This window comes from Gardnerella sp. CCPDSM (assembly GCF_056754715.1).
Genome location: NZ_JBQEQO010000002.1, coordinates 75,835 through 101,157 on the forward strand (window position 1 = coordinate 75,835; position 25,323 = coordinate 101,157).

Sequence of the window (25,323 nt, forward strand, 5' to 3'; positions counted from 1 at the left end):
GTAAGATAGCTATTAACTAATCTTAAAAAGTAAATACTAAATAAATCCTCTGGAAGGAAACAGAAAAACAATGTCGCTGATTTCATTAGAGCATGTGTCGAAAATATATCCGCGAGGCACACGACCAGCATTGGATAATGTATCATTGCAAGTTAATCGCGGCGATTTTGTGTTTCTTGTTGGTGCTTCCGGATCCGGAAAAACTACATTGCTGAGTTTGCTTCTTCGCGAAGAAGAAGCAAATGGTGGTGAAATTCACGTTGCTGGTAACGATTTGCGCAGACTTTCTAACCGTCAGGTGCCTCAGTATCGCAGATCTCTTGGCTTTATTTTCCAGGATTATAAGTTACTTAATAACAAAACCGTGTATCAAAATGTTGCTTTTGCTTTGGAAGTGATTGGTACAAGCAGGGCGACTATTCGTTCGCTTGTGCCGCGCGTTTTGGAAACAGTTGGTTTAACTGGCAAAGAGCATAATTATCCTCATGAGCTTTCTGGTGGTGAAGCTCAGCGTGTGGCTATTGCTCGCGCGTATGTGAACCATCCGCAAATTCTTCTTGCCGATGAGCCTACTGGCAACTTGGACCCTACAACTTCTCTTGGAATTATGGAAGTTTTGGATGCTATTAACCGCACAGGCACAACGATTGTTATGGCTACGCATAATGAGGAAATCGTGAACTCAATGCGTAAGCGCGTGGTTGAACTTCATGCTGGAAAGATTGTGCGAGATGAGCGCGAAGGTTCTTACGATTCTGCGCTTTACTTCCCAGATTCCGACGTTGAGCAGAAGTCTAAAGCTCAGCAAACTGTTGAAAATGCAAATAATCAAAATGCTGATTCTGCTTTGTCTGAATCTTCTACGCTTGAGCATACTGAACGTCATAGGAGACTTTCTAAAAAAGCTCAGCGCGCGGCACAAGCTCGCGAAGCAGTTGATATGGTAACTAAGTCTTTGCAAAGTGACAATGCTGTTAACGATGGTATTGCTAGACTCGCTCAATCCGTGCATTCGGGTCGAACTGGTAGATACGGCGAAGTGTTCCAGTCGTTGGAAACAACTATGACGTGGGGTCGCGGACTTGTTTCTGCTACTTCTGAAGGCGCTGTTGATTCTGTTGATTCTGTTGATTCGATTGATTCAGACGATAATGTTGCTTTGGAAGATACTTCTGTTTCGAAAGATTCTAAAGATTTAGAAAATCTTGAAGTTAACGAAACTACTAATGAAGCTGAAAATGCTGAAGCTGAGAATGCAGATTCTGAAAATTATGTAGCTGAAAATAATGCGTATACCGAAAATAATTCGGAAGATGATGCTAATAAATCTGAAGAAATAGCAGAAAATGCAGAAAATACAGAAAATTCTGAATCTGAAGAGAATGCAGAATCATATGAAAATGCAGAGAATGTAGAATCTGCAGAATCTGAAGAAAATACTGAATCTGCAGAATCTGAAGAATCTGAAGAATTCGCTGAATCTGAAGAGAATGCAGAAAATGCAGAAATTGCAGAAAATAATCATGCATCCTCAATTTCCGCAATGCCTCCGGCTCCTCCTAAGCCGCCAATTTTCGCTTCAAATAATCACAGTGACGATAATCATAGCGACGATAAAAATTCAAATGAAGGAGTGAAATAATGCGTTTGCGATTTATTTTTTCCGAAACTTGCATTAGTTTACGCCGTAACGTTTCTATGATTCTTTCAGTAATGCTAGTAACGTTCATTTCCTTCCTATTTATTGGCGCATCCGTGCTTATGCAAGCGCAGATTACTAAAGCAAAAGGTGACTGGTACGACAAAGTGGAAGTGGTTGCGTGGCTTTGCCCGGATGGCACAAGCCAAGCGCCTTCGTGTGCTTCTGGTAAAGCTCCAACTAACTCCGAAATCGTTAAATTAGAGCATGTTATTTACCAAGAGCTTGGAGACGATGTTTCAAATATTACTTACGTAAGTCGTAACGAGTTCTACAAAAATACTTTCTTAAAACAGTATCCTAACGGAATGTATCAAGGCCGTACGCTTACTGCCGCAGATATGCAGGATTCGCTTCGCTTAAAGCTTACGAATCCTATGAAATACCAAGTTGTTTCGGAAGTTCTTTCCGGGCGAGACGGTGTGGAAGAAGTTGTTGATCAGCGTCAAATATTTGACCCAGTTTTCAGCGTGCTTAATAGAGCTACAGTAGTTACGATTGTGCTTGCTGCGGTTATGGTATTGGTTGCAATCATGCTTACCGGCACTACAATTCGCATGTCGGCAGCAAGTAGACGTCAAGAAACAGAAATTATGCGTTTAGTTGGCGCGTCTAACTGGACTATTCGAATGCCGTTTATTCTCGAAGGAGCTTTTGCTTCGTTTGCAGGATCTTTACTTGCAGGCGGCGCTTTAAGCTTAGTTGTTAAGTTCTTCGTAACAGATTGGCTTGCGCAAAATGTGCGTTGGATGCCGTTTGTGACGCAATCAACAGTTTGGTTGTGCGTGCCGATGCTTGTTGCTGGTGCTGTAGTGTTATCCGTAATCGCTTCTGCAATTGCTTTAAGACGCTACTTAAAGGCTTAAATTTTAGCGTTACGTTTAGTTAAATGAATACTAAAAGTAATACTAAATTTAATACTAAATTTAATAATAAATGTAAGATTTATAACATATAGCTCGCGTGATTCCTTGTGTCACGCTATAATTCGCATTAGTTATGTGGAAAGGGAAGTGATATGAGCGAGGATCGACGTAGCATGCTTGCCATTCGACGCACTCATATAATAGTGAGCTTAGTTGTTGCTTTTTCAATGCTTGTTGCAGGTAGCGTTGGGGCGCTAATAACTGTTTCTACTGCGAATGCAGTCAGTATGAAAGAGTACAGGCAAAAAATAAAGCATAGCGAAACTTTAAAGCGTAAACTTGCGGGCGTTAATAAGCAGCTTGCAAACAAAATTCTTGAATTAAACGATTTAACTGAGCATCAAATTCCGAATCAAGTACGTGCAGCTCAGCAAGCAGATGATCAAGCTTCTCAAGCGAGAAGCCTTGTTGAATCAACTCAACAGCGTTTGCAATCTGCTCAAAAAGATAAGCAAGATTTGGAAGAAAAAATTAAAAAAACAGGTATCGATTTTGACGATGCAAAAGCTGCTGTAGCGCAAATTGCGCGTAAAAGCTTCCACGGATCTCAAGCATCCGACGTAATGGATATTGTTATGAAGTCAACAACTACAGAACAATTTGTTGGCAAATTGCAATCCGAAGCCGCTGTTGCTAGAAGTGAAGCGAATGCTGCTAACGATGCTGCTGTAAAACTCAATACTTCTATGAATCGCCGTCAACGTTTGGCTGCTATTGAGGAAGAAATTGCTAAACTAAAGCAGCAAGCAGATATTCAATCTCAAAGCGCACAAGCTGCAGCTAAAGCTGCTAACGACAAGCGTCAAGCTTTACAAGACTTGCGTAACCAAGGCGAAAACATTCGCAAGCAGCTCGAATCTCAAAAGAGTGAATTAACTTCGCAATCTGCGCGCGAAGCTGCAGAAATTATTGCAATGAAGTCGGCAATCGACGCTCAAGCTCGCGCTCTTGCAAATAAGGCGGTTGCACGAGCGGATCCTAGAGCCGGAAACCGTCAGCAAGTAAGCGGTGGAAATTCTTATTCTAGAATCGAACTTCCTCCAATGAAATTATCTAACGGAGCAGCTAACGGCATGAGCTATGAGGTTCCAGGTAATTGCGCCGAAGGATCCGGCAACTGCTACGGCCATAATACTGGAAATACTGCTGGCGGATCCGCGTATCCTCCTCGTCAATGCACTTTGTGGGCATATTTGAGGCGCTCGCAGCTGGGTCTTCCAGTTGGCTCGTTTATGGGCAATGGTGGAGATTGGGCAAATACCGCAAGGCGCTTGGGGTATCTTGTGAATCGTACTCCGCACGTGGGTGCTGTGATGGTGTTTGCTAGGGGTCAGCGCGTGAATAATTGGAATGCAAGCTCTCAATACGGTCACGTTGCTGTTGTTGAGCGCGTAAATGCGGACGGCTCCGTGCTTGTTTCCGAAGGCGGAACTGGTTTCTCAACCTTCCCTGCTTACGAAACTATTCAAAATTCCGCAAACTACGAGTACGTACACTACTAATTTGCTAACTCGCGCACTTGCCATAAAATAGTAATGTTTTATGGCAAGTTTTGTTTTTAAGTGATGCGTATTGGAGAGGATTTATGGCGAATAAACCTGCACAAGATGGTACAGTTACGGTAGCTCAAAACCGTAAAGCGCATCATGACTACGTTATTGAAGATTGCTACGAAGCTGGTCTGGCTCTTACTGGAACGGAAGTTAAGTCTTTGCGCGAAGGGCGCGCGTCTTTAGCGGAATCTTTCGTTAGTATTGATCGACGCGGTGAAATGTGGCTTGAGGGAGCTAATATCCCTGAATATTTAAATGGCACGTGGAATAATCACGCTCCTAAACGCAAGCGTAAGCTTCTTCTGCACGCTATTCAAATTGATAAACTTTCTAGGCAGACTGAAGCAAAAGGATATACTGTAGTTCCGTTGCGCTTGTATTTTAAGGGAAGTTACGTAAAAGTCGAAATTGCTTTAGCTCGAGGTAAAAAAGAGTTTGATAAGCGTCAGGCTTTGCGCGAGGAGCAGGATAAGCGCGAAGCTTTGCGCGAAATGCGCTACAGAAACTTGCGTTCTAGAAGTATTGACTAAAAAGCAAAAATGCGACACGCCGCATAATATACAATATTGCGAATAATATACAGTACTTATTTACAAAAAGTGCAAATATTACGCAAATATGTTGTATGAGTATTTCGCTATATTCAATAATCTGCATAAAGTGCTGTTGAAATAGTAGGGATGTCATGTATAGTTATACACATCAATGCAAATTATTGTTTTTGAATACTTAAATTAGGAGAAGAAAAAATGTTTAAGTCACTCAAGTCAATTAACTCGATTAATTCAATTAAATCAACTGCTGCTGTTGCTTCCTTAGCATTGCTTGCAACTCTTGCAGCTTGCGGACCTGCCGATTCCCAGCAGAACGCTGATCCAGACGTTGCTCGCAGCTACGATGTGAGCCACGTTCAAAAAGACGATTCCGTTGCGTCACTTGTGCCAGAAAAAGTTGCGAAAACAGGCGAGCTTGTTGTTGGCGTAAACGTTAGCTACGCTCCTGCAGAATTCTTTGCTGCAGATGGCAAAACTCCAGTAGGCTATGAAATCGACTTCTCGAAGGCACTTGCGAAGGTTATGGGCTTGAATGCAAAAATCGTTCACGCACAGTTCGATTCGATTATTCCAGCAATCGGAAGTAAGTATAACGTTGGTATTTCTGGCTTTACTGTAAACGCAGAGCGTATGAAGTCCGTGGATTTCGTAACTTACGCAAATGCTGGCTTGTCTTTTGAAGTGCGCAAGGGAAACCCAACTAAGGTAGACACAAAGAATCTTTGCGGCAAAAAGGTAACGTTGGAAACCGGCACTGTTGGCGAACCAATTATGGAAGAAGCCAAGAAGCAGTGCGCTGCAAATAACGATAAGCCACTTGAAATCATGAGCTTCAAAGAGCAAACGGATGCCACAACCGCACTTCTTTCCGGACGCGCAGACGTTATGTATGCAGATACTCCTGTAGCTGGTTATGCTGCAGTTAAGAATCCTGGAAAGCTTGAGATTATTGGAGAAAGCCAGGACGCTGAGCCTATGGGTGCTGCAGTTAAGAAGGGCGATTCTGCAATGCTTAAGGCTGTTAAAGCTGGTATCGATAAGCTTATGAAGTCCGGAATTTACAAGGATATTCTAAAGAAGTGGGGCGTTGAAGACGTTGCTATTAAGCAAGCTGTAGTTAATCCAAAGCTTTAATCTTGCTTAAAATGCTTCTTAAATTGAGTAGCCTTATCTAGCTTTTTATATGCAAATTTACTGTTTATGGCATTAAATGGTAAATTTGCATTACTTTATAAATATTCAAATAAACGCAATTTATAAACGCAATTTGTAAACGCAGTTTGTAAACGCAATTTGTACACGTAACTTTTAGGGAGAATAAGTTGAATTCTGCAATCTCACATTCTTCAAAAACTAACGCTAATGCAACTCAATCCGAGCGCATTTTGCCTGTTAAAAAGCCGGGGCCTATTGTTGCAGGAGTAATTGTAGCAATAGTCGCACTTTCGCTTATTTACGGAATTGTTACTAACCCTCGCTTTGAGTGGGATGTAGTTGGCGTATATCTTATTAGCAATAATGTTCTTGCTGGAATCGGTTGGACGCTGCTGCTGACTTTGCTTGCTATGGTTATTGCGATTGTGTTGGCTGTTGGTTTGGCGATGATGCGTAAGAGTGTTAATCCGGTTTTGCGTGGTGTGAGTTGGTTCTTTATTTGGTTTTTCCGTGGTACTCCTGTTTATACGCAGCTTGTGTTTTGGGGTATGTTTGCTGTTCTTGTGCCGAAGATTAGTGTTGGTATTCCTTTTACTTCTGTAGAGTTTTGGTCTATTGATTCTAATGTTGTTATGTCTTCTCTTACTGCTGCTGTTGTTGGTTTGTCTCTTAATGAGGCTGCGTATTTGTCGGAGATTGTTCGTGCTGGCTTGGAGGCTGTGGATGTTGGGCAGGTTGAGGCTGCTCAGGCTTTGGGTATGGGTAGGTCTTTGATGATGCGTCGTGTGGTTCTTCCTCAGGCTATGCGTATTATTGTTCCTCCTTTGGGTAATGAGACTATTGGTATGTTGAAGACTACTTCTTTGGTTTTGGCTGTGCCTTTTACTCTTGAGCTTCAGTTTGCTACGAATGCTATTGCGAATCGTATTTATAAGCCGATTCCTCTTCTTCTTGTTGCTAGTATTTGGTATTTGGTTATTACTTCTGTGTTGATGGTTTTGCAGTCTATGTTGGAAAAGCATTTCGGCAAAGGCTTCGAAGCAAGAGATATTGTGAAGCATGCTCAGCTGAACACTGATTCCGATCAGCGCGGAGACGACTCTTTGCATGCAAAGCAGAAGAATGTTAAAGGGCGTAACGATGCAGCTATGCTAGGCTTTAATGCATAGTGGTAGCATTGTAGCGTTGTAACATTGCTATATACGTAACTTAATAATATGAGTAATACTTTGGAAAATATTTACAATGAGGGCGTGAATATGACTATTCAAAACGATGAAAGCAATCTTCCTGCAGTAAGCTTAAAAAACGTGCAGAAATCTTTCGGCAGTCTTACTGTTTTAAAAGATATTAATATTACTGTTAATCCTGGTACCGTAACTGTTATTTTAGGTCCTTCTGGATCCGGAAAATCAACATTATTGCGTTTAATTAACCAGCTTGAAACTCTTAGCGCTGGAAGCATAAGCATTTATGGCGAGCGCATTGGAGTAAAACCAGTAACGCATAAAGGCGAAAAATGCTTACAAGCTCTTACGGATAAAGAAATAGCGCAGCAGCGTGCGAAACTTGGCATGGTATTCCAGCGTTTCAATTTATTCCCTCATATGACTGCGTTAGAAAACGTTATGGAAGCGCCTGTTCACGTTTTGCATATGAATGTTCAAGAAGCGCGCAAGTTGGCGATTGAAGAGCTTAAGCGAGTTGGTATGGCTGAGCGAATGAATCATTATCCTGCTGAGCTTTCTGGCGGCCAGCAGCAGCGTGTGGCAATTGCGCGCGCTCTTGCAATGAAGCCGGAAATTATGCTGTTTGATGAGCCAACTTCTGCGCTTGATCCAGAACTTGTTGGTGAAGTATTAAACGTTATGCGCAATCTTGCAAAAGACGGAATGACAATGATTGTAGTAACGCACGAAATTGGTTTCGCTAAAGAAGTTGCGGATCAGGTTGTTTTTATGGACGATGGCAAAGTTGTTGAGTGCGGAACTGCTGATATTATTGACAATCCGCAAACTGAGCGTTTCCAAGATTTCCTGCATCACGTGCTATAAAAATATTTTTTGCCAAATTTTTACGAAAATACTAAAAATTTTGCGAATATCGTAAAAAATTGTCGAAAATTATTAAAAATTATTAGAAATAAGATTTCGTATTACTTGAGTACTAGTGGTACAGTTGTGCTTGTTCTAATAGCTAGTTATTAAGGGATTCTATGATTCAAGCATGCCAGGATATTACGAAGGCTGATGTGTATCATAAGAGATGCAAAAACAAGTGGGCTTTTTTAGGATCTCCTAGATGGATGCGTTCTATTGCCGCGCTTGTTTCTGCAACTCTCATAGGAATTTCTGGAGCTTGCGGCACAACTGATGCCGTAGGGCGCGACCCGTTGCTTGAGCGTAGCTACAATATTAACAGCATTAAAAAAGACGAAAAAATTGCTTCTCTTCTTCCCAAAAAATTGCTGGAAAAAGGCGAAATAGTTATGGGAACGAATGTTGGCTACGCTCCGGCTGGATTCTACGCAAGAGACGGAAGAACAGTAGTTGGCTACGAAATTGATTTAAATAAAGCGTTAGCAAAATTAATGGGATTAAAACTTAATATTGTTAACGCTCCGTTTGATGCTATTTTGCCTTCTGTTGGAAGCAAGTTCGACATAGGCGTTTCTGGTTTTACAGTAAATCAAGAACGTGAAAAAGCAGTTGATTTTGTAACTTACGCAAATGCTGGCTTGCTTTTTGTAGTGCGTAAAGGAAACCCAACTAACGTAAGTCTTAATAATTTGTGTGGCAAAAAAGTATCCGTTCAAGTTGGAACCACAAGCGAATCTCAAATGTATAGTGCTAGAGATTTGTGTAAAGCGCGAAACGATCAGCCTTTAGATGTTCTAGCTTTTAAAGAACAAACCGACGCTACGACTGCTGTTGTAGCAGGGCGCGTGGATGTTATGTATGCTGATACTCCAGTTTCTAGCTTTGCAATTGAGCAAACCGATAAGCAGCTTGAGCCGTTGGGAGTGAGCAAAGATAAGGCTCTTATGGGCATTATTATGCAAAAAGGCGATAAGCAGCTTGTTGAAGCTATTAAAGCTGGTATTGAAAAGCTTATACAAACAGGCGCGTATGAAAAAATTATGAAAGCTTGGGGTGTGGAAGATATTATGATTCAGCATCCTGAAATAAATCCAAAAGTGTGAGATTTCGGTTTAGCTTGCGGTTGAGCTTTCGGTAACTTCTGATTTTGATTGAGTTTAGAGTAGTATTGTGAATATGTTTTCTAAAAAGAACGACGACGAACGTATTTTGCCTGTTAAAAAGCCGGGACCTATTGTTGCAGGAATAATAGTTGCGCTAGTGGCCTGCTCTTTGCTGTATTCTATAGCAACAAATCGCAGATTCGAATGGAATATAGTCGCAAAATATATTATTGACGAGAATGTTCTTACGGGTATTGGCTGGACTTTGTGGCTGACTTTGCTTGCTATGGTTATTGCGATTGTGTTGGCTGTTGGTTTGGCGATGATGCGTAAGAGTGTTAATCCGGTTTTGCGTGGTGTGAGTTGGTTCTTTATTTGGTTTTTCCGTGGTACTCCTGTTTATACGCAGCTTGTGTTTTGGGGTATGTTTGCTGTTCTTGTGCCGAAGATTAGTGTTGGTATTCCTTTTACTTCTTTAGAGTTTTGGTCTATTGATTCTAATGTTGTTATGTCTTCTCTTACGGCTGCTGTTGTTGGTTTGTCTCTTAATGAGGCTGCGTATTTGTCGGAGATTGTTCGTGCTGGTTTGGAGGCTGTGGATGTTGGCCAGGTTGAGGCTGCTCAGGCTTTGGGTATGGGTAGGTCTTTGATGATGCGTCGTGTGGTTCTTCCTCAGGCTATGCGTATTATTGTTCCTCCTTTGGGTAATGAGACTATTGGTATGTTGAAGACTACTTCTTTGGTTTTGGCTGTGCCTTTTACTCTTGAGCTTCAGTTTGCTACGAATGCTATTGCGAATCGTATTTATAAGCCGATTCCTCTTCTTCTTGTTGCTAGTATTTGGTATTTGGTTATTACTTCTGTGTTGATGGTTTTGCAGTCTATGTTGGAAAAGCATTTCGGCAAAGGCTTCGAAGCAAGAAATTTGACGCGAAAGAAATACTACACAAGCCTTGAGGTTGACGTATAATAAAAGATTATGTGTGGAATTGTGGGATACGCAGGTTTTGGAAAAGTTTGCGCAAAACCTTTGGAAGTTTGTTTAGGCGGATTAGAGCGTTTAGAGTATCGCGGATATGATTCTTCAGGCGTGGCACTGGTGGCACCTGGAATGGATTGCGTTGCTGTGCGCAAAAAAGCAGGTCGTCTTGCAGTATTGCGCGAGGATATTAAAGCGAATCCTATGCCGGAAGCGAGTGCTGCAATCGGGCATACTCGTTGGGCAACTAACGGCGCTCCTTGCGATATAAACGCACATCCTCACACAAGCGCAGACGGAAAAATCGCCCTTATTCACAACGGAATTATTGAAAACGCTGTTTTGCTAAAAGAGCAACTTCACGAAGAAGGCTACGAATTTTCTTCCCAAACCGACACGGAAGTTGCAGCAAAATTACTTGGTAAAATCGCAAACGAAATAGTAGAAGAAACTGGTAAGCCGGACTTGTTTGCAGCTCTTCGTAAAACTGCAAAAATGCTTAAGGGTGCTTTTACGCTGCTGGCAGTAGACGTTCGCCAGCCGGGTATTGTTGCTGCTGTTCGTCACGATTCGCCTCTTGTTGTTGGTCTTGGCGAAGGCGAGTATTTCTTGGGTTCGGATGTTGCAGCTTTTGTGGCTTATACGGACCGCGTTTTAGAAGTTGGTCAAGATCAAGCTGTTTGCATTGGAAATGTTGACGAAAGCAGCAAAGCTAGCTTGCTTCTTACTGATTTTGACGGCAATATTGTTGAAAATCCTACTTGCTTTAAAGTTGATTGGGATGCGTCTGCCGTAGAAAAAGGCGGCTGGGATTCCTTTATGGATAAGGAAATTCATGAGGATCCGCACGCTGTTGCAGACACTTTGCGCGGCCGCTTTGATGCGCAAGGAAATATTGTTCTTGACGAAGTGCATATTGGTCAGGATGTTTTGCGAGCAATTGACAAGATTATTGTTGTTGCTTGCGGAACTGCAAGCTACGCAGGTTTGGTTGCAAAATATGCGATTGAGCATTGGGTGCGCGTTCCAGTAGAAGTGGAGCTTGCTCACGAGTTTAGATATCGCGACCCTATTTTGACGCACCGCACTCTGGTAGTTGCTATTTCACAATCTGGCGAAACAATGGATACGCTTATGGCTTTGCGTCACGCGCGCGAGCAGGGTAGTCGCGTTCTTGCAATATGCAATACGCAAGGATCTAGTATTCCGCGAGAATCTGACGCAGTGCTTTACACGCACGCAGGTCCGGAAATTGCTGTTGCTTCTACGAAAGCTTTTGTAGCGCAAATCGTGGCAGCTTATATGCTTGGTCTTTATTTAGCGCAAGTAAAAGGCACAATGTATCGCGACGAAATTCAACAAATCGTATCGCAATTAAAAACTATGCCGAATAAAATTCAAAATGTTTTAGACACTCAATCTGAAACAATTATGAAAGCGGCTGAGCATACTCTTGAAGCCAAATCTTTCCTATTCTTAGGTCGTCACGTAGGATATCCTGTTGCGCTAGAAGGTGCGCTTAAACTTAAGGAAATTGCATATACTTTTACGGAAGGTTTCGCAGCTGGCGAGCTTAAGCATGGTCCGATTGCGCTTGTTGACGCAGGTGAGCCGGTGGTTGTAATTGTGCCGTCTTCTCGCGGACGAGACGTTTTGCACGCGAAAGTAATTTCTGGAATTGAAGAAGTAAAAGCGCGCGGAGCTTTTACCATAGCTGTTGCGGAAGAAGGGGATCCGGATGCTGCAAGATATGCAGATATTGTGTTCTGGAGGCCTGAGTGTCCAACGCTTTTAAGCCCGCTTGTTGACGTAGTTGCGTTGCAATTATTTGCAATGGATATGGCGAAGCTAAAAGGCTACGATGTTGACAAGCCGCGAAATCTTGCCAAATCCGTAACCGTGGAATAGCGGAACGCTTGCGGAATATCGGTAAATAGTAGTGGACAGATATATCATGCTTGCACTAGCGAAAATATTGCATACGCGCAATCGTTTGAAGCAATTAGTGATGTCAATATTGTGCGTTTTTGCTTTATTGCTATTTTCCGGATGCACTAATGCGGATGCTAGAACGCATATAACTGTGTGGTCCTGGGAACCAAGCATGAAACTGATTGCGGAAGAATTTGAAAAACGCAATCCGGACGTTCGCGTAACAGTAAAAGATACTAGCGGATACAGCAATCTAAATAGCGCTATACAAGATGGCTACGGAATGCCAGATGTTGCTCAACTTGAGTATTTTGCGCTACCGCAATACGCTGTAAGCGGCCAACTGTTGGATATTACAGATCGTGTGCAAGATACGCGAACTTTCTACACTCCTGGCACATGGTCTTCTGTGCAATTAGGCGGAAGAGTGTACGGGCTTCCAATGGATTCAGGCCCAATGGCGTGGTTCTACAATGACGACGTTTTTAAGCAAGCTGGTGTGGATGCAACGCAAATACACACTTGGGAAGACTACCGTCACGCTGCAAGAAAGCTTAAAGATATTGGAGTGTATATTGCGGCAGATTCGGGTGATGCGAGCTTTTATAACGCTATGATTTGGCTTGCAGGCGGACGGCCTTTTATTACATCGCATGATGGAAAAACTGTTACTGTGCGATTGGAATACGATAAAGGAACCAGAGCTTTTACTAAGTTTTGGCAGTCAATGATTGACGAAGGGTTGATTGATACCCGCACTACAACTTGGACTCAACGTTGGAAGAACGGTGTTGGCTCCGGCAAAATTGCTTCTGTTTTTGCGGGAGCTTGGATGCCTTCGCTGCTACTTGAGAATGTGCCAGGTACGGCAGGATTGTGGAAAGTTACGAATGTGCCAACTTTACATGGCGAAAAACGTAACGCAGAAATGGGCGGATCTGCTCTATCTGTTCTTAAATCAAGTAGAAAACCAGAAGCTGCATTACGTTTTGTGAATTTTGTGTGCCACGATATGGATGGAATTAACGCGCGAGTGCATGGTGGAGCTTTTCCTGCAGATGTTGTGACGCTTAGAGATTCGGCATTTTTGAACCGCACAACAGTTCGTGATTCTAGAGGAATCGACATACCGTTTTTTGGTGGGCAAAAGTTTAATCGCGTATTTGCTGCTGCTGCAAATCAAGTTGATACCGGATACAGGTATTTGCCGTTTGAAGTGTATTCTCGTAGTGATTTTCGAGCAACTATGGGTCAAGCGTACGATTGGAGTAGAAAATCGCGTGCGCGTTTGAATGTGCAAGCGATGATTGATGCCGGAATTACGCAAGATGATGGCAGTCAGTTGTGGCTTCCGGACGATCCGGGCCCTAGAATTTCTTTAAAAGACGGGCTTAAGCTGTGGAGTAAGGATTTGCAAGAATACGGGTATAATCAAGGTTTTGTAGTGCGATAATTGCGTGCGAAACTTACGTAGCGCGAAACTTACGTAGCGCGAAAAATTACGTAGAAAGAGAGTTCTTATGCTGTTAGCAGTCGACATTGGTAACACGAATATTGTGCTCGGTTTTTTGGAAAACAATCGCATTGTTGGCACATATCGTATGACAACTAAATCAAACCGCACTTCCGACGAATACGGAATTATGATTACGCAATTCCTTAATTTAAGCGGATTCAGCGTAAGTGATGTTGAAGATGTTATTGTTGCGTCCGTAGTGCCGAAAGTTATGCACTCATTCCGCGCAAGTATTATAAAGTTTTTGCATGTTGATCCTATGATTGTTGGTCCTGGCGTTAAAACAGGCATGAATATTCGCATTGACGAGCCGCGTTCTCTTGGAGCTGATTGCTTGGCTGATTGCGTTGGTGCGTTTAATGAGTACGGTGGGCCAGCGCTTGTAATAGATTTCGGCACAGCAACCACTTACAACTATGTTGATAAAAGTGGCGCTATTACATGCGGTTTGATTTGCACGGGTATTCGAACTGCGGCTGCAGCATTATGGGATAACACGGCTCAGCTTCCTGAAGTTGAAATTGCGCGACCGAAGTCTGTTCTTGCAAAATCAACTAGACCTGCTATGCAAGCTGGCTTATACTACAGCTTCCTTGGTGGAATTGAGCGCACGATTGAGCAGTTCAAAATTGAAATTGACGAGCCGTTTAAAGTGATTGCTACTGGCGGATTGGGAAGATTGTTTGAAAAAGACGTGAAAACAATTGATTTTTACGATCCCGACTTGATTTTCAAAGGTATGGCGGAAATTTATAAGCGCAACCTGCGGTAGCGCTGCAGGTTGTTATATAAATTTGTTATATTATTCTTTCTCGTTTAGGTGTACAGTGGTGAGTAGTTATGTGTAAAGATTGCGTTCGCCGGTGAACCGTCTTAGGTATGTATTTGTTTTGCATACTGTTTATGCGCTGGCTGTGGATTCGTTCACATTTGAGAGGAAGATTGATGAAAGATAGTAGGAAACGTCGTATCCTTTCGGCAATTGGAGCCGTTTCATGCGTAATTTCTATGATTGTAAGCGTGGCGGTGCTGCCGGGGGTGGCTTATGCCAACGTAACGAGGAATCCATTGTTTGCTGCTGCCTTAGCCGCTGTTACCGAGAATAATAATGGCCAAAGTAAGTCGGGTGAAGGGGGAGCTGGTAAAGAGGCTAAAGGGGGAGCTGGTAAAGAGAATGCTAATGGGGCTAAAGGGGAGACTGCTAAAAAGGAAGATAAAGGGGATAAGAAGACTGAAGAAGTAGATAAAAAGGGGGATAAAAAAGAAAATGTTGGTACAGCTAAGGGGGAAGCTGGTAAAGATAGTAAAGAAGGCAATAAAGTAACAGGCGATAAAGTAACAGACAATAAAGGCAAAAAAGCAGATAGTCAAAATCCTAATGGGGGGGGTCTGTAGATAACAGCAAAGTTGGCAAAGACGCCAGAAAAGGTGCTGGGAAAACTGCTGGCAAAGACGCTGGAAAATCTGGCAAAGACGCTGGAAAAGATGCTGGAAAATCTGGCAAAGCTGACAAAAACTCCGACAAATCTGACAAAAAATCTGACAAAAAAGATAGCAAATCTGGCAAAGATGCCGACAAAGGTAAAGACAAAGCTGCCAAAAAAGATGGCAAAAAAGATGGCAAAAAAGATGCCAAAGATAAAAAAGCTAAGGATCAAGATCGTAGCGCTGTTTTAACAGATGAACAACTTGATAAACTTCCTGATTGCGTGGCTAATGATGGGATTGTTGTAGATGGCGAAATGAGGGGTATAGTAATAAGCCCTCCATATGGTAAGAACAACTGTGTTATTAGTGCCAATAAACGCAGTAATGCGTTTGATGCGATTCGTACTAAAATTACAGCTTTAGCATCTGGAGCCGCGGTTAATTTTGGAAATGGCACAGTGTACGGATACGGTAGTTTGTCAAAGAAAGGTGTAGGTCTTTTTTCAGGTGGAACAGTTGGTTCCATTGGTAATAAGAACTTTGATGTAAGTCATGTTACAGACATGTCTTATCTGTTTAAGGATTCATCATTCAGTTATACTAGTTCTTTGAGCAGTTGGGATGTGAGCAAGGTTGCGAATATGGAGGGCATGTTCGAGGGGTGCACTGGTATTGAAGAACTTGGTGGTTTGAAAAATTGGAATGTTGGCAGTGTTACGAACATGAAAAACATGTTCTCGGCTGTTATTGCGGACGAAGATAAACGTGAAAGTTTTGATAAAGCCGGATATGCAGGTCTGATGAATATTACTTCGCTTGAACCTTTGGCTAATTGGAATGTTAGTAACGTTACGAATATGGATAGCATGTTCGAGGGATGCGGCAGTCTAGAAGATTTTACTGGTTTGGAAAACTGGAAAACTAAAAAACTCGAGTCAATGAACAGCATGTTCAGATACTGTATGAATATTGGTAAAGAAGATAAATCTTTGAATGCGTTTAAAAAGTGGGATGTAAGTAAGGTTACAGGCATGAGGGCAATGTTTGCGGTGACGCAGATTCAAAATACTGTTGGCATAGAAGATTGGAATGTCAGTAACGTTACGGCAATGGATGACATGTTTGCAAATTGCTTTAAGCTTAACAATATCAATGGATTAGCTAGTTGGAATACAAAAGGTAAGAGCAGCACAAACAGATTAACTAGCACGTTTAGAATGTTCTATGGATGCAACATTATTAGTAGCATTGAGCCTTTGAAAGATTGGAATGTTGGCAATGTTACGAATATGCGTGATATGTTCAACGGTTGTAGTGGCTTAACGAGTCTTTCATATATAAAAGATTGGAATGTTGGCAATGTTACGAATATGTATGGCATGTTCAAAGGTTGTAGTGGCTTAAATAGCCTTTCAGATTTAGAAAACTGGAAGGTTGACAATGTTACTGACATGCATGACATGTTCAACAGTTGTAGTGGCTTGAGTAATCTTTCTGGTCTAGAAAACTGGAATGTTGGCAATGTTAAGGATATGAATAGCATGTTCAGCGGTTGTGCTGATCCAGATTCTGACCCTAAAACAGGATTGACTGATATAAGTGCATTGAGTAATTGGGCAAAGAAAGTTAATAATGTAACGGATATGCATGGCATGTTCAGTGGTTGTGAATTTTTGAAGAGTATTAGTGATTTGAAAGAGTGGAATGTTGGTAATGTTACGGATATGAATAACATGTTCAGCAGGTGCAAGAGCTTAAGTAGCCTTTCAGATTTAAAAGACTGGAATGTTAACAAAGTTAAGAACATGTCTGGCATGTTTTCTGATTGTAAAAAGCTTACTAGTGCAGAGAAGCTGAGTGAGTGGGCAACAAAGGTTGGCAATGTTACTAACATGTCTAGCCTGTTTAGCGGTTGTGAATTGTTGAATAGTATTAGTGATTTGAAAGACTGGAAGGTTGACAATGTTACGGATATGAATAGCATGTTCGGCTGGTGTAAGAGTTTAAGTAGCCTTTCAGATTTGAAAGGTTGGAAGGTTAACAATGTTACAGATATGCATAACATGTTCGAGGAGTGCATCGGATTAAGTAATCTTTCAGGTCTACAAAATTGGAATGTTGGTAATGTTACGAATATGCATGAAATGTTCAGCCACAGCTTTGTTGAAGGTACTGATAAGTTGACTGATATAAGTGCGTTGAGTGGATGGGATGTCCGCAATGTTACGGATATGTCTAGCATGTTTTCGGATTGCAAATCGCTTACTGGCACTGCGGATTTGAGCAAGTGGGATATTTCAAAAGTTACGGATCTTAGTTCAATGTTTTCCAATGCGGGGGCAGAAAGTGGCAACAACTTCGTATTAGATTTCAGCAATAAGACTTTTACAAAATCGGATAAGCCTGTATACACAGATGACGAAGGGAAGCAGCATTACTTTTCTGTTAAAGATATGTTCAGTGGTTTTAAAGGCACGCTGATTGCGAATAAATTGAAGTCTGAAAAATTTACTGAAGGTTGGGATGATGATGATCCTATTGCAGCTCATTTTGCTAGTGGTGAAATATTCTCAAAGACTACTGTAAATGATGATGATGACTATAGTAGCAGCATAGTCATAACTGATAATTATGACATTGTAAACGCTCATTTATCTAAATACTACATTCCTGTTAAAGCCAAGCTGATGGAGCCTGGCGATATGGATTCGTGTAAGTGTGATGGTAGCGGTGATTCTGGTGGCACTACTTATACTTACTATGTTCCTGCGTTGTATAGTTCAAAAGAAAAGAGTAGTGGTGATGAGGAAGAGGGTGAAGAACCTAACAGTATATTGAGAGCTGAAGGCGAATCTTTGCAAGATTATGCGTACAAAATTGTTAAAAGTAGTTTCGCTTCAAATTTGCGAAGTGCTATAGATGATTCTCAAGAGGACGAGGGTGCTGATAATCCTGTTAATCCTGATAATCCTTCCAATACTGAATCGCGCAGTGCAAAGTTGAAATCGCGTGTAAAGAAGTTGCGATCTATAAAGAAATCGCGTGTAAAGGAATTGCGATCCGCAAGAGATAGCGAGGATGAAGAAGGTGAAGAAGGTGAAGGAGGTGAAGGAGATGAAGGAGGTGAAGGAGATGAAGAAGAACAGGGCAATACTTATAAAATAATGTTTAAGAAGCCTGGAACAGGAACTAGCTGCACGTGGACAGAACTTGGCGAAGGTGAAAATGGTGATGTGCCTATTAGTAATCCAAAGTCGCCTTTAATATTCTTCACTACAACGTACTATTTGGAGACTTTTGTTAAGCCAGTGCCTTTGCCGCATACTGGCGGCCAGTCGGCTGTTATGTTCACGTTCTTGTCTATTGGACTGTTCTCAATGTTCGCTGTTGCTGGAGCGTTTGGTCGTCATGGATGGGTTGCGTCTGTGCTCTCTGGCACTGCTTTAGCTGGGTTTGCGAAGGCTTTTAGATGCGGCGCGCTCGATATTGCTGCTGGCTTTAAACACTGCTTCGCGCATTCTGTTGTAAGTGGCTCTATGCTTAAACCTGTTGTAAGTGCGGCAACCAGCTTCTTTGCTCGGTTAAGAACTGACGATTCCACTTTCGGCAAGCACGCTAAACAGCGCTAAATCGCAATACTGCGTACAGTAGACTTCCGCGCGCACACTTTCTGGAGTTTTTGTGTACTTAGGGTGGCGTAAGTCCCCAAACTCTCGCACTTTGCCCCGCGTTTGTGGACTAGCGGCATGTGTATGTCCCCATTTCCGCGCATCCTTCCGCGAGTTTGTGGACTTAAGTGGGGTGTAAGTCCACAAACTCTCGCACACAAATCTGCCCTGCCTTCGTCTTTATTGACGAAGGCAGACCTCGCTTGCGTTGAAAGTCCACTGGACTTTCAAACCTAAGCAACTCGGAGCGCTATTCGTTGAACACGTCTGAGTGTGTTCCTGTGCGAGAAAGCACAAGTACCACATCATCGTTATCTATGCGATATATAAGAAGCCAATTTGGTTTTACATGGCATTCGCGGAATCCTAAATAGTTGCCTGTAAGTGCGTGGTCACAGTATCTTTCAGCGAGTTTCTCTTGCGATGCAATCATTCGCACGACACTATCTAAGAGTTTTATGTCGTAGCCACGCTTTTTTATACGCTTAAGATCTCTTTTGAATGAGTTTAATAATACGACTTTTAGGCTCATTTTAGTGCGTCCTCCAATGCTTCTGTAACATTGTCGTAGCGCTTGTATTCTTCTGGATGAGCTTTCATGTAGTCGTATTCCTTAAACGCGGCGATTGTTTCTTTATTGTATTTTGGCTGCTTTAAGTCGAAGGGGAGTCCTTCTACCATAAGCGATTTGTGCAAGAACATGTTGATTGCGTCGCTAAGAGTTATGCCGAAGCTAGCGAATAATTCTTCTGCCTGCGCTTTAACATCTTTGGTGACGCGCACATTGATGCTTGCGGTTTTCGCTGTAGCGTTTGATTTCGTTGCTGTTGCGCTGATTGCCATAATATGCTTCCTTACTAGTGTTTAGTTATATGTACTCGGATTATTCGTATTGCTTAGTACTTAGTGTTTAGTATTTCAGTATTTTGCACTTAGTATTTAGCGCTTAAGTAGACGCTAAATACGTTTGTTATTACATTCTACAATGTGTTGCACAGTTTTACAATGCACAATAAATGTTTTACATTGTATTGCAATTATATTATATTTGCTGTGCGTTTATGTTTGTCGCCTGTATGCTTTTGCTGTGCAACTTACATAAAATTCAAAGTTTTTGACGTCCGCGTTAAAAACTTTGAATTTTGGAAAGTTTTTGAATTCGGCGTTAAAAACTTTTGTATTTTGATGACTTTTTGACTTCCGCGTTAAAAAGTGTGTTGTTATTGCAGATTGCGTTCTGCGTTAGTGTCTCATTTTGCTTGTTTTGAGACATTGGTGTAGCGCGACGACCTGCTTTCGCGCTCAGAGCGTAGCGCGCGAAAGCAATTCGGAGCGCCGAGCTTGCTCAATGTGGAAAGCCCGGTGGGCTTTCCACGCAAGCGAGGTCTGCCTTCGTCAATAAAGACGAAGGCAGGGTAGGTTCGTGTGGCTGTGCTTTAGAAACTAGGTTGTGACTGGTGTGCGCTGACGACCTGCCTGAGCGCTGCGATTTAGCGCGCGAAGGCAATTCGGAGCGGAAACTCGCTTAGGTTGGAAGTCCAGTGGACTTCCAACGCGAGTTTCGTAAGCGAGCGCGTTACCCGCGCGAGCGTTACTTGGTGTGTGTATGTCCACATTTGCGCGAGGGTCTGTAATAAAAAGCCTCCGCAAATATTTCTACTTGCGAAGGCTATTTGTATTTACGAAAGATTACGAATCCGCTTACAGATTCAGGAAAAGCTGGTGAATTCGCGTATCGTCGTCAAGTTCCGGGTGGAAGGATGTGCCGATTTGGTTGCCTTGGCGCGCGGCCACCACGTTACCATCCACACTTGCAAGAACCTCAGCATTAGAGCCGACTTCTGCAATATAAGGCGCGCGAATAAACGTCATTGGAACTGCTCCAAGCTCGCCAAAATCAGCCTCGCAGTGGAAGCTACCCAGCTGGCGGCCATAAGCGTTGCGCTTAACAGTCACGTCCAGCGTGCCAAATCCGTTTACTTCGTTACCTTCAACGTTCTTTGCAAGCAAAATCAACCCTGCGCAAGTGCCAAGAACTGGCATGCCGCCAGCAATCCTCTCGCGCAAAGGCTCGAGCATATTCTGCTCTTTAAGAAGCTTAGCTTGCACGGTGCTTTCGCCGCCAGGCAACACCAAACGGTCAAAAGACTGCTCCAAGTCGCGTGCTTGACGAAGCTCAATCACGCGCGCGCCAAGCTTTTCAAGCATCAAACGATGCTCAAGAAAAGCTCCTTGAACAGCTAAAACAGCTACAGTATGAGCTGAGTTACCAGTATCGGAGTTACCAGTATTAATAGGTGAGTCTGTCAAAGTCATTCGCCTCAATTATTCGTCTTAATCACTCGCCGCGCTCAGCCATCAAAAGCTTGATTTCCTGCTCGTTAATGCCAACCATTGCTTCGCCCAAATTCTCGGAAAGCTTAGCAATCATCTTGGCATCCTTGTAATTAGTCACAGCCTTCACAATTGCGGCTGCGCGCTTTGCTGGGTCGCCCGACTTAAAGATGCCGGAGCCAACGAACACGCCTTCAGCGCCAAGCTGCATCATCAAAGCAGCATCAGCTGGGGTAGCAACACCGCCGGCTGCGAAGTTCACAACAGGAAGCTTGCCGTTTTGCGCAACGTACTTTACGAGTTCGAAAGGCACGCGCAAATTCTTAGCTTCCTCAAAAAGCTCATCCTCGCGCATGCTGGTGAGCTTGCGAATAGCGGAATTCATCATACGCATGTGACGCACAGCCTGAATCACGTCGCCAGTGCCTGGCTCGCCCTTAGTTCGAATCATAGAAGCGCCTTCGTTAATCCTGCGCAAAGCTTCACCCAAATCCTTAGCACCGCACACGAAAGGCACAGCAAAATCGCGCTTATTAATATGGTAAACGTCGTCAGCTGGGGAAAGCACTTCGCTTTCGTCAATGTAGTCAATTTCAATAGCTTCAAGCACCTGAGCCTCAACAAAGTGGCCAATTCGGCACTTTGCCATCACAGGAATAGACACAGCTTCCTGAATGCCGTGAATCATTGCTGGATCGCTCATGCGAGAAACGCCGCCGGCTGCGCGAATATCTGCAGGAATGCGCTCCAATGCCATAACTGCGCAAGCTCCAGAATCCTGAGCAATCTTTGCCTGCTCTGGAGTGGTTACATCCATAATCACGCCGCCCTTAAGCATTTGAGCCAGCTGGCGGTTTAATGCCGTGCGGTCTTCGCCACTTTTATTCTGCGGATCTGAGGATTCGTTCACGGTTGCTGCAGTATTCAAGTTCTCAGTCATCATTCCTCGCTTTATTAGATGTATTATGCGCGTTTGCGCACGTTTGCAAGTTTACGTTCTGTTGGAATTTAACCACATTCGTAGGATATATGCCTAATAAATATTACAACCCTGTGCGCTATTAAAATCTTATTTATACAAATTATTGGTGACTTTTTTGGATTAACATACGGTGAGCCTGGTTTATTAATAAGCTACGATTAGTAAAGCCGGCGACTTTAAGCGTAATTAGTAAATTGCTTGCAAACTTGGCAATCGATTGCGCTGTAGCGTTGAGCAAAATAAATAAAAGTAAATAAAAAATAGTTATAAAAATAAATAAATAAAAATTAGTACCATTTATATGCCATTTAGAAAGGTCTATGGTATGGGTAACACAAAACCCGAAGAAGGCGCGCACGAAGTAACCGGCGCGACCAAGGAATTCCCAGGGAAAACTTACGAAAGTAAGTCTAATGAAAGCGCTAAAGCAAGCGCAGCTAAAGCGAGCGCAGCTAAAGCAAGTACAGACGAGTCACTTAACGATGCAGCGTCAAACGCACCGCGCAATCGCAAATTAAGCAAGCCGTGGTTCATTACTATAGCAATTGTTGCGATTGTTGTAATAAGCGCGATTTTTGCTACAGTAACCGACAAAAATCTGTTTAATTCAAAAAGCGCTGTAAGCGAAATGTCACACAAAACTGTGACGATTGGCCTAAAACTTGCTCCTACAAATCTCGATATTCGAAACCAGTCTGGCTCTGCGCTAGATCAGCTTCTTATTGGAAACGTTTACGAGGGCTTGGTTGCGCGCGATTCAAAAAACCAAGTTTCGCCTTCCTTGACAAAAAGCTGGGAGATTAGCAAAGATGGTTTGCGCTACACGTTCCATCTTCGTAAAAATGCTGTGTTTTCTAACGGACACAAGCTCACTGCAAAAGATGCAGAATGGTCGTTTAACGAGCTTGTTTCCAAGCAGTATCGCGGCTCTAACATGGTTGGAAAAGTTGAGTCTGCAAAAGCGAAGGACGATTACACTTTTGAAATTACGCTTAAAGAGCCAAATTCCAAGCTTTTGTGGGCTTTGTGCTCTCGTGCGGGCTTAGTATTCGACAAAACTGCCAACTACGATGCTAAAACGCAAGCTGTTGGCTCTGGACCGTACGTAATCGAAAAGTTTGTGCCGTCCGATCGCGTTGTTTTGAAAGCAAATAAGCGCTATAAGGGCATTCATCCTGCGAAAACCGAAAAAGTTGTTGTGCGATACTTTGTTGATGACAACGCTGCTGTTGACGCACTTTCTTCAGGCGCGGTTGAAGCTCTTGCTCCAATTTACGGCCAGCTTGCTAAGCCGTTTAAGGATGATTCCAAGCGTTACGTTGTGCGAGCTGGAAATGGCACAGATAAGTTTGTGCTTGCTATGAATATGAACGGCGAGCGCACGAAGGATGCTCGCGTGCGAAAAGCTATTCGTTACGCGATTGATCACAAGCAAATTATTGCGTCTCGAGGCGGCACGGATATTCCACTTGGCGGCCCAATTCCATCTCTCGACCCAGGTTATGAGGATTTAACTAAGCTTTATCCGCATAATATTCAGCGCGCGAAGCAACTTATGAAAGAAGCCGGCTTCGACGAGTCGCATCCGTTGCAACTTTCGCTTACTTACCCAAATATTTACGGCACTCAACTTGGCGATCAATTGCGCTCGCAACTTAAAGCTGCAGGAATTGATCTAAAGGTGAATGTTGTTGAGTTTACAACCTGGCTTCAGGACGTGTATAAGAATAAGCAGTACGATTTGTCGATGGTTGACCACAACGAAAGCCACGATTTTGGCCAGTGGGCGGATCCTACTTACTACTACGGTTATAACAATAAGCAAGTGCAAGACTTGTACGCGAAGGCTATGCTTTGTGCGAATGAGCATGAGTCGTACGAGATGCTTAAGAAAGCTGCGCGCATTATTAGCAAGGATGCGCCTGCCGATTGGCTGTTTAACTACCGCGTTGTAACTGCGAAGGTGAAGAATCTTGAAGGAATGCCGTTTGACATGAATCAGGAAATTTTGCCGCTTTACAATTTGCGACTTAGCTAATGTTGGATTTGCTAGTCGCAATCTAGAGACACTGGCGCAGCGCGACGGCTGCGCTAGTGTCCCAAAATAGACAGAATGAGACACTAACGCATAATGCAATCTGCGTGAGTGTCTGAAAATAGGTGGAATGAGACATTAACGCAGTACGCAATCTGCGTGCGTGTCCGAAAACAGGCGAAATGAGACACTGGCGCAGTGCGACGGCTGCGCTAGTGTCCCAAAATAGACATAATGAGACACTAACGCATAATGCAATCTGCGTGCGTGTCCGAATTTGTATACTTGCGCTGTACTTGCGCTGTACTTGCGCTGTGCTTGCGCTGTACTTGCGCTGTACTGGGATGCACTTGGGCTGAAAGTCCATAAAAAGGAGGCGATTAATGTTTCGCATGATATGCCAGCGCATGCTGCTTTTTATTGCAGCTTTGTTTTGCATTTCTGCGGCAGTTTTTCTTGCGCTTCGCGTCCTTCCGGGCGATGTTGCGCAAGTTATGGCTGGTCTTAACTCCCCTCGCGGCAAAGTTGAGCAGTTGCGTGCTGAGCTTGGCTTAAATAAGTCGCTTTTTACGCAATATGTAGATTGGCTTTTGGGGCTGCTTCGCGGAGATTTTGGCATTTCAATTCTTACTGGAAGGCCCGTGGCAAGTATGATTGCAACTCGCGCCACTATTACTTTTCCGCTTATTATTCTTGGCCTTGCGGTTGCGCTCGCAATAGGTATTCCTCTCGGCTGCTTTAAGGTAACTCATGAGGGGAAGCTTACTCAATCAATTTTGCGTTTCGTAGCTCTTGCTTCTGGTTCTGTGCCAGCTTTGTGGGGTGCTATGTTGCTTATTTTGCTTTTTGGCAGGGGTATTGGCGTTTTTAATTTGCTCCCAACTCAAGGTTTTCCAACAGAAGGTTGGAGTGATTTTTCAGAAGCTTTTGCTTCTCTTCTTCTTCCTGCTATTACGGTTGGCATTATTGTTGGCTCTAGTTTTATGCGATACACTTCCGCAACGCTTGAAAATATTGCGCAAAGTGAAGTAATTGCTCAATCTATGGCTTGTGGGCTTACTCGTAAACAGGCTATATGGCGCGTTGCTTTGCGTCTTGCTCTTCCGCAGCTTGTGTCTGTAATTGGATTGACTTTTGCTCATATGGTTATGGGCGTTATGGTTATTGAAAACCTATTTTCTTTACCTGGTATAGGTATGGGAATGGTTCGTGACGTTGGATTGCGTGATTTAATTGCAGCTCAAGGTGAGCTTTTTATGCTGGCTGCACTGTTCTTGCTAATCGGCTTAGCTGTTGATATTACGCATCGTTTGCTTGATGCCAGGTTGGATGAAAATGCGGTTGAAGATTAATAATTTAA

Annotated in this window: 21 protein-coding genes; 17 read left to right on the top strand and 4 right to left on the bottom strand. The window is 43.1% G+C overall.

Translation table 11 applies throughout. The features are described 5' to 3' along the window. The first annotated feature begins 70 nt into the window (after window positions 1–70). The 15 genes from ftsE (at window position 71) to ACTJLE_RS01645 (ending at window position 18,573) form a co-directional block, all read left to right on the top strand. Window positions 71–1,642, top strand: a complete 1,572-nt coding sequence (gene ftsE, locus ACTJLE_RS01575) for a cell division ATP-binding protein FtsE (protein WP_481267145.1) — start codon at window positions 71–73, stop codon at window positions 1,640–1,642. After that, window positions 1,642–2,565, top strand: a complete 924-nt coding sequence (gene ftsX, locus ACTJLE_RS01580) for a permease-like cell division protein FtsX (RefSeq protein WP_481267146.1) — start codon at window positions 1,642–1,644, stop codon at window positions 2,563–2,565. The genes ftsE and ftsX overlap by 1 nt, the downstream gene beginning before the upstream one ends. Before the next feature lie 173 nt (window positions 2,566–2,738). Continuing rightward, the gene (locus ACTJLE_RS01585) at window positions 2,739–4,127 is read left to right on the top strand and encodes a CHAP domain-containing protein (RefSeq protein ID WP_481267261.1); all 1,389 of its coding nucleotides are present in this window, start codon (window positions 2,739–2,741) and stop codon (window positions 4,125–4,127) included. Window positions 4,128–4,210: 83 nt separating this feature from the next. Next, window positions 4,211–4,708, top strand: coding sequence for an SsrA-binding protein SmpB (gene smpB, locus ACTJLE_RS01590; protein ID WP_481267147.1), 498 nt, complete (start codon window positions 4,211–4,213; stop codon window positions 4,706–4,708). Between the two features lie 219 nt (window positions 4,709–4,927). After that, window positions 4,928–5,866, top strand: a complete 939-nt coding sequence (locus ACTJLE_RS01595) for an ABC transporter substrate-binding protein (RefSeq protein ID WP_481267148.1) — start codon at window positions 4,928–4,930, stop codon at window positions 5,864–5,866. 200 nt (window positions 5,867–6,066) lie between these two features. Further along, complete coding sequence (locus tag ACTJLE_RS01600; RefSeq protein WP_481267262.1) at window positions 6,067–7,056, top strand: amino acid ABC transporter permease; 990 nt, start codon at window positions 6,067–6,069, stop codon at window positions 7,054–7,056. 90 nt (window positions 7,057–7,146) lie between these two features. Continuing rightward, window positions 7,147–7,941, top strand: a complete 795-nt coding sequence (locus tag ACTJLE_RS01605) for an amino acid ABC transporter ATP-binding protein (RefSeq protein ID WP_481267263.1) — start codon at window positions 7,147–7,149, stop codon at window positions 7,939–7,941. Between the two features lie 161 nt (window positions 7,942–8,102). Then, window positions 8,103–9,089 (top strand): ABC transporter substrate-binding protein, encoded by a 987-nt coding sequence (locus tag ACTJLE_RS01610; RefSeq protein ID WP_481267149.1) that lies wholly within the window; start codon window positions 8,103–8,105, stop codon window positions 9,087–9,089. A gap of 73 nt (window positions 9,090–9,162) precedes the next feature. Further along, window positions 9,163–10,059, top strand: a complete 897-nt coding sequence (locus tag ACTJLE_RS01615) for an amino acid ABC transporter permease (protein ID WP_481267264.1) — start codon at window positions 9,163–9,165, stop codon at window positions 10,057–10,059. Window positions 10,060–10,068: 9 nt separating this feature from the next. Beyond that, the gene (gene glmS, locus ACTJLE_RS01620) at window positions 10,069–11,976 is read left to right on the top strand and encodes a glutamine--fructose-6-phosphate transaminase (isomerizing) (RefSeq protein ID WP_481267150.1); all 1,908 of its coding nucleotides are present in this window, start codon (window positions 10,069–10,071) and stop codon (window positions 11,974–11,976) included. Window positions 11,977–12,022: 46 nt separating this feature from the next. Continuing rightward, window positions 12,023–13,453 (top strand): ABC transporter substrate-binding protein, encoded by a 1,431-nt coding sequence (locus ACTJLE_RS01625; RefSeq protein ID WP_481267265.1) that lies wholly within the window; start codon window positions 12,023–12,025, stop codon window positions 13,451–13,453. Between the two features lie 67 nt (window positions 13,454–13,520). Then, entirely contained in the window at window positions 13,521–14,288 is a 768-nt protein-coding gene (locus ACTJLE_RS01630) for a type III pantothenate kinase (protein ID WP_481267151.1), read from the top strand. Between the two features lie 173 nt (window positions 14,289–14,461). Further along, window positions 14,462–14,911 (top strand): hypothetical protein, encoded by a 450-nt coding sequence (locus tag ACTJLE_RS01635; protein ID WP_481267152.1) that lies wholly within the window; start codon window positions 14,462–14,464, stop codon window positions 14,909–14,911. A gap of 12 nt (window positions 14,912–14,923) precedes the next feature. After that, the gene (locus ACTJLE_RS01640; RefSeq protein WP_481267153.1) at window positions 14,924–15,193 is read left to right on the top strand and encodes a hypothetical protein; all 270 of its coding nucleotides are present in this window, start codon (window positions 14,924–14,926) and stop codon (window positions 15,191–15,193) included. A 32-nt stretch (window positions 15,194–15,225) separates the two neighbouring features. Further along, window positions 15,226–18,573, top strand: a complete 3,348-nt coding sequence (locus ACTJLE_RS01645; protein ID WP_481267154.1) for a BspA family leucine-rich repeat surface protein — start codon at window positions 15,226–15,228, stop codon at window positions 18,571–18,573. Window positions 18,574–18,862: 289 nt separating this feature from the next. On the opposite strand, the gene ACTJLE_RS01650 is transcribed toward ACTJLE_RS01645, so the two are convergent. From ACTJLE_RS01650 to pdxS, 4 genes are all read right to left on the bottom strand, one after another. Beyond that, entirely contained in the window at window positions 18,863–19,144 is a 282-nt protein-coding gene (locus tag ACTJLE_RS01650) for a type II toxin-antitoxin system YafQ family toxin (RefSeq protein ID WP_480011441.1), read from the bottom strand. Continuing rightward, window positions 19,141–19,455, bottom strand: coding sequence for a type II toxin-antitoxin system RelB/DinJ family antitoxin (locus ACTJLE_RS01655; protein ID WP_481267155.1), 315 nt, complete (start codon window positions 19,453–19,455; stop codon window positions 19,141–19,143). The genes ACTJLE_RS01650 and ACTJLE_RS01655 overlap by 4 nt, the downstream gene beginning before the upstream one ends. An 858-nt stretch (window positions 19,456–20,313) precedes the next feature. Then, a complete protein-coding gene (gene pdxT / locus ACTJLE_RS01660; protein WP_481267156.1) occupies window positions 20,314–20,928 on the bottom strand; it encodes a pyridoxal 5'-phosphate synthase glutaminase subunit PdxT in 615 nt (204 codons plus the stop codon). A gap of 22 nt (window positions 20,929–20,950) precedes the next feature. Further along, window positions 20,951–21,784 (bottom strand): pyridoxal 5'-phosphate synthase lyase subunit PdxS, encoded by an 834-nt coding sequence (pdxS, locus tag ACTJLE_RS01665; RefSeq protein ID WP_050543671.1) that lies wholly within the window; start codon window positions 21,782–21,784, stop codon window positions 20,951–20,953. A 469-nt stretch (window positions 21,785–22,253) separates the two neighbouring features. On the opposite strand from pdxS, the gene ACTJLE_RS01670 reads away from it, so the two are divergent. Then, entirely contained in the window at window positions 22,254–23,966 is a 1,713-nt protein-coding gene (locus ACTJLE_RS01670; protein WP_481267157.1) for an ABC transporter substrate-binding protein, read from the top strand. A gap of 380 nt (window positions 23,967–24,346) precedes the next feature. Continuing rightward, the gene (locus ACTJLE_RS01675; protein ID WP_481267158.1) at window positions 24,347–25,315 is read left to right on the top strand and encodes an ABC transporter permease; all 969 of its coding nucleotides are present in this window, start codon (window positions 24,347–24,349) and stop codon (window positions 25,313–25,315) included. Window positions 25,316–25,323 lie beyond the last annotated feature (8 nt).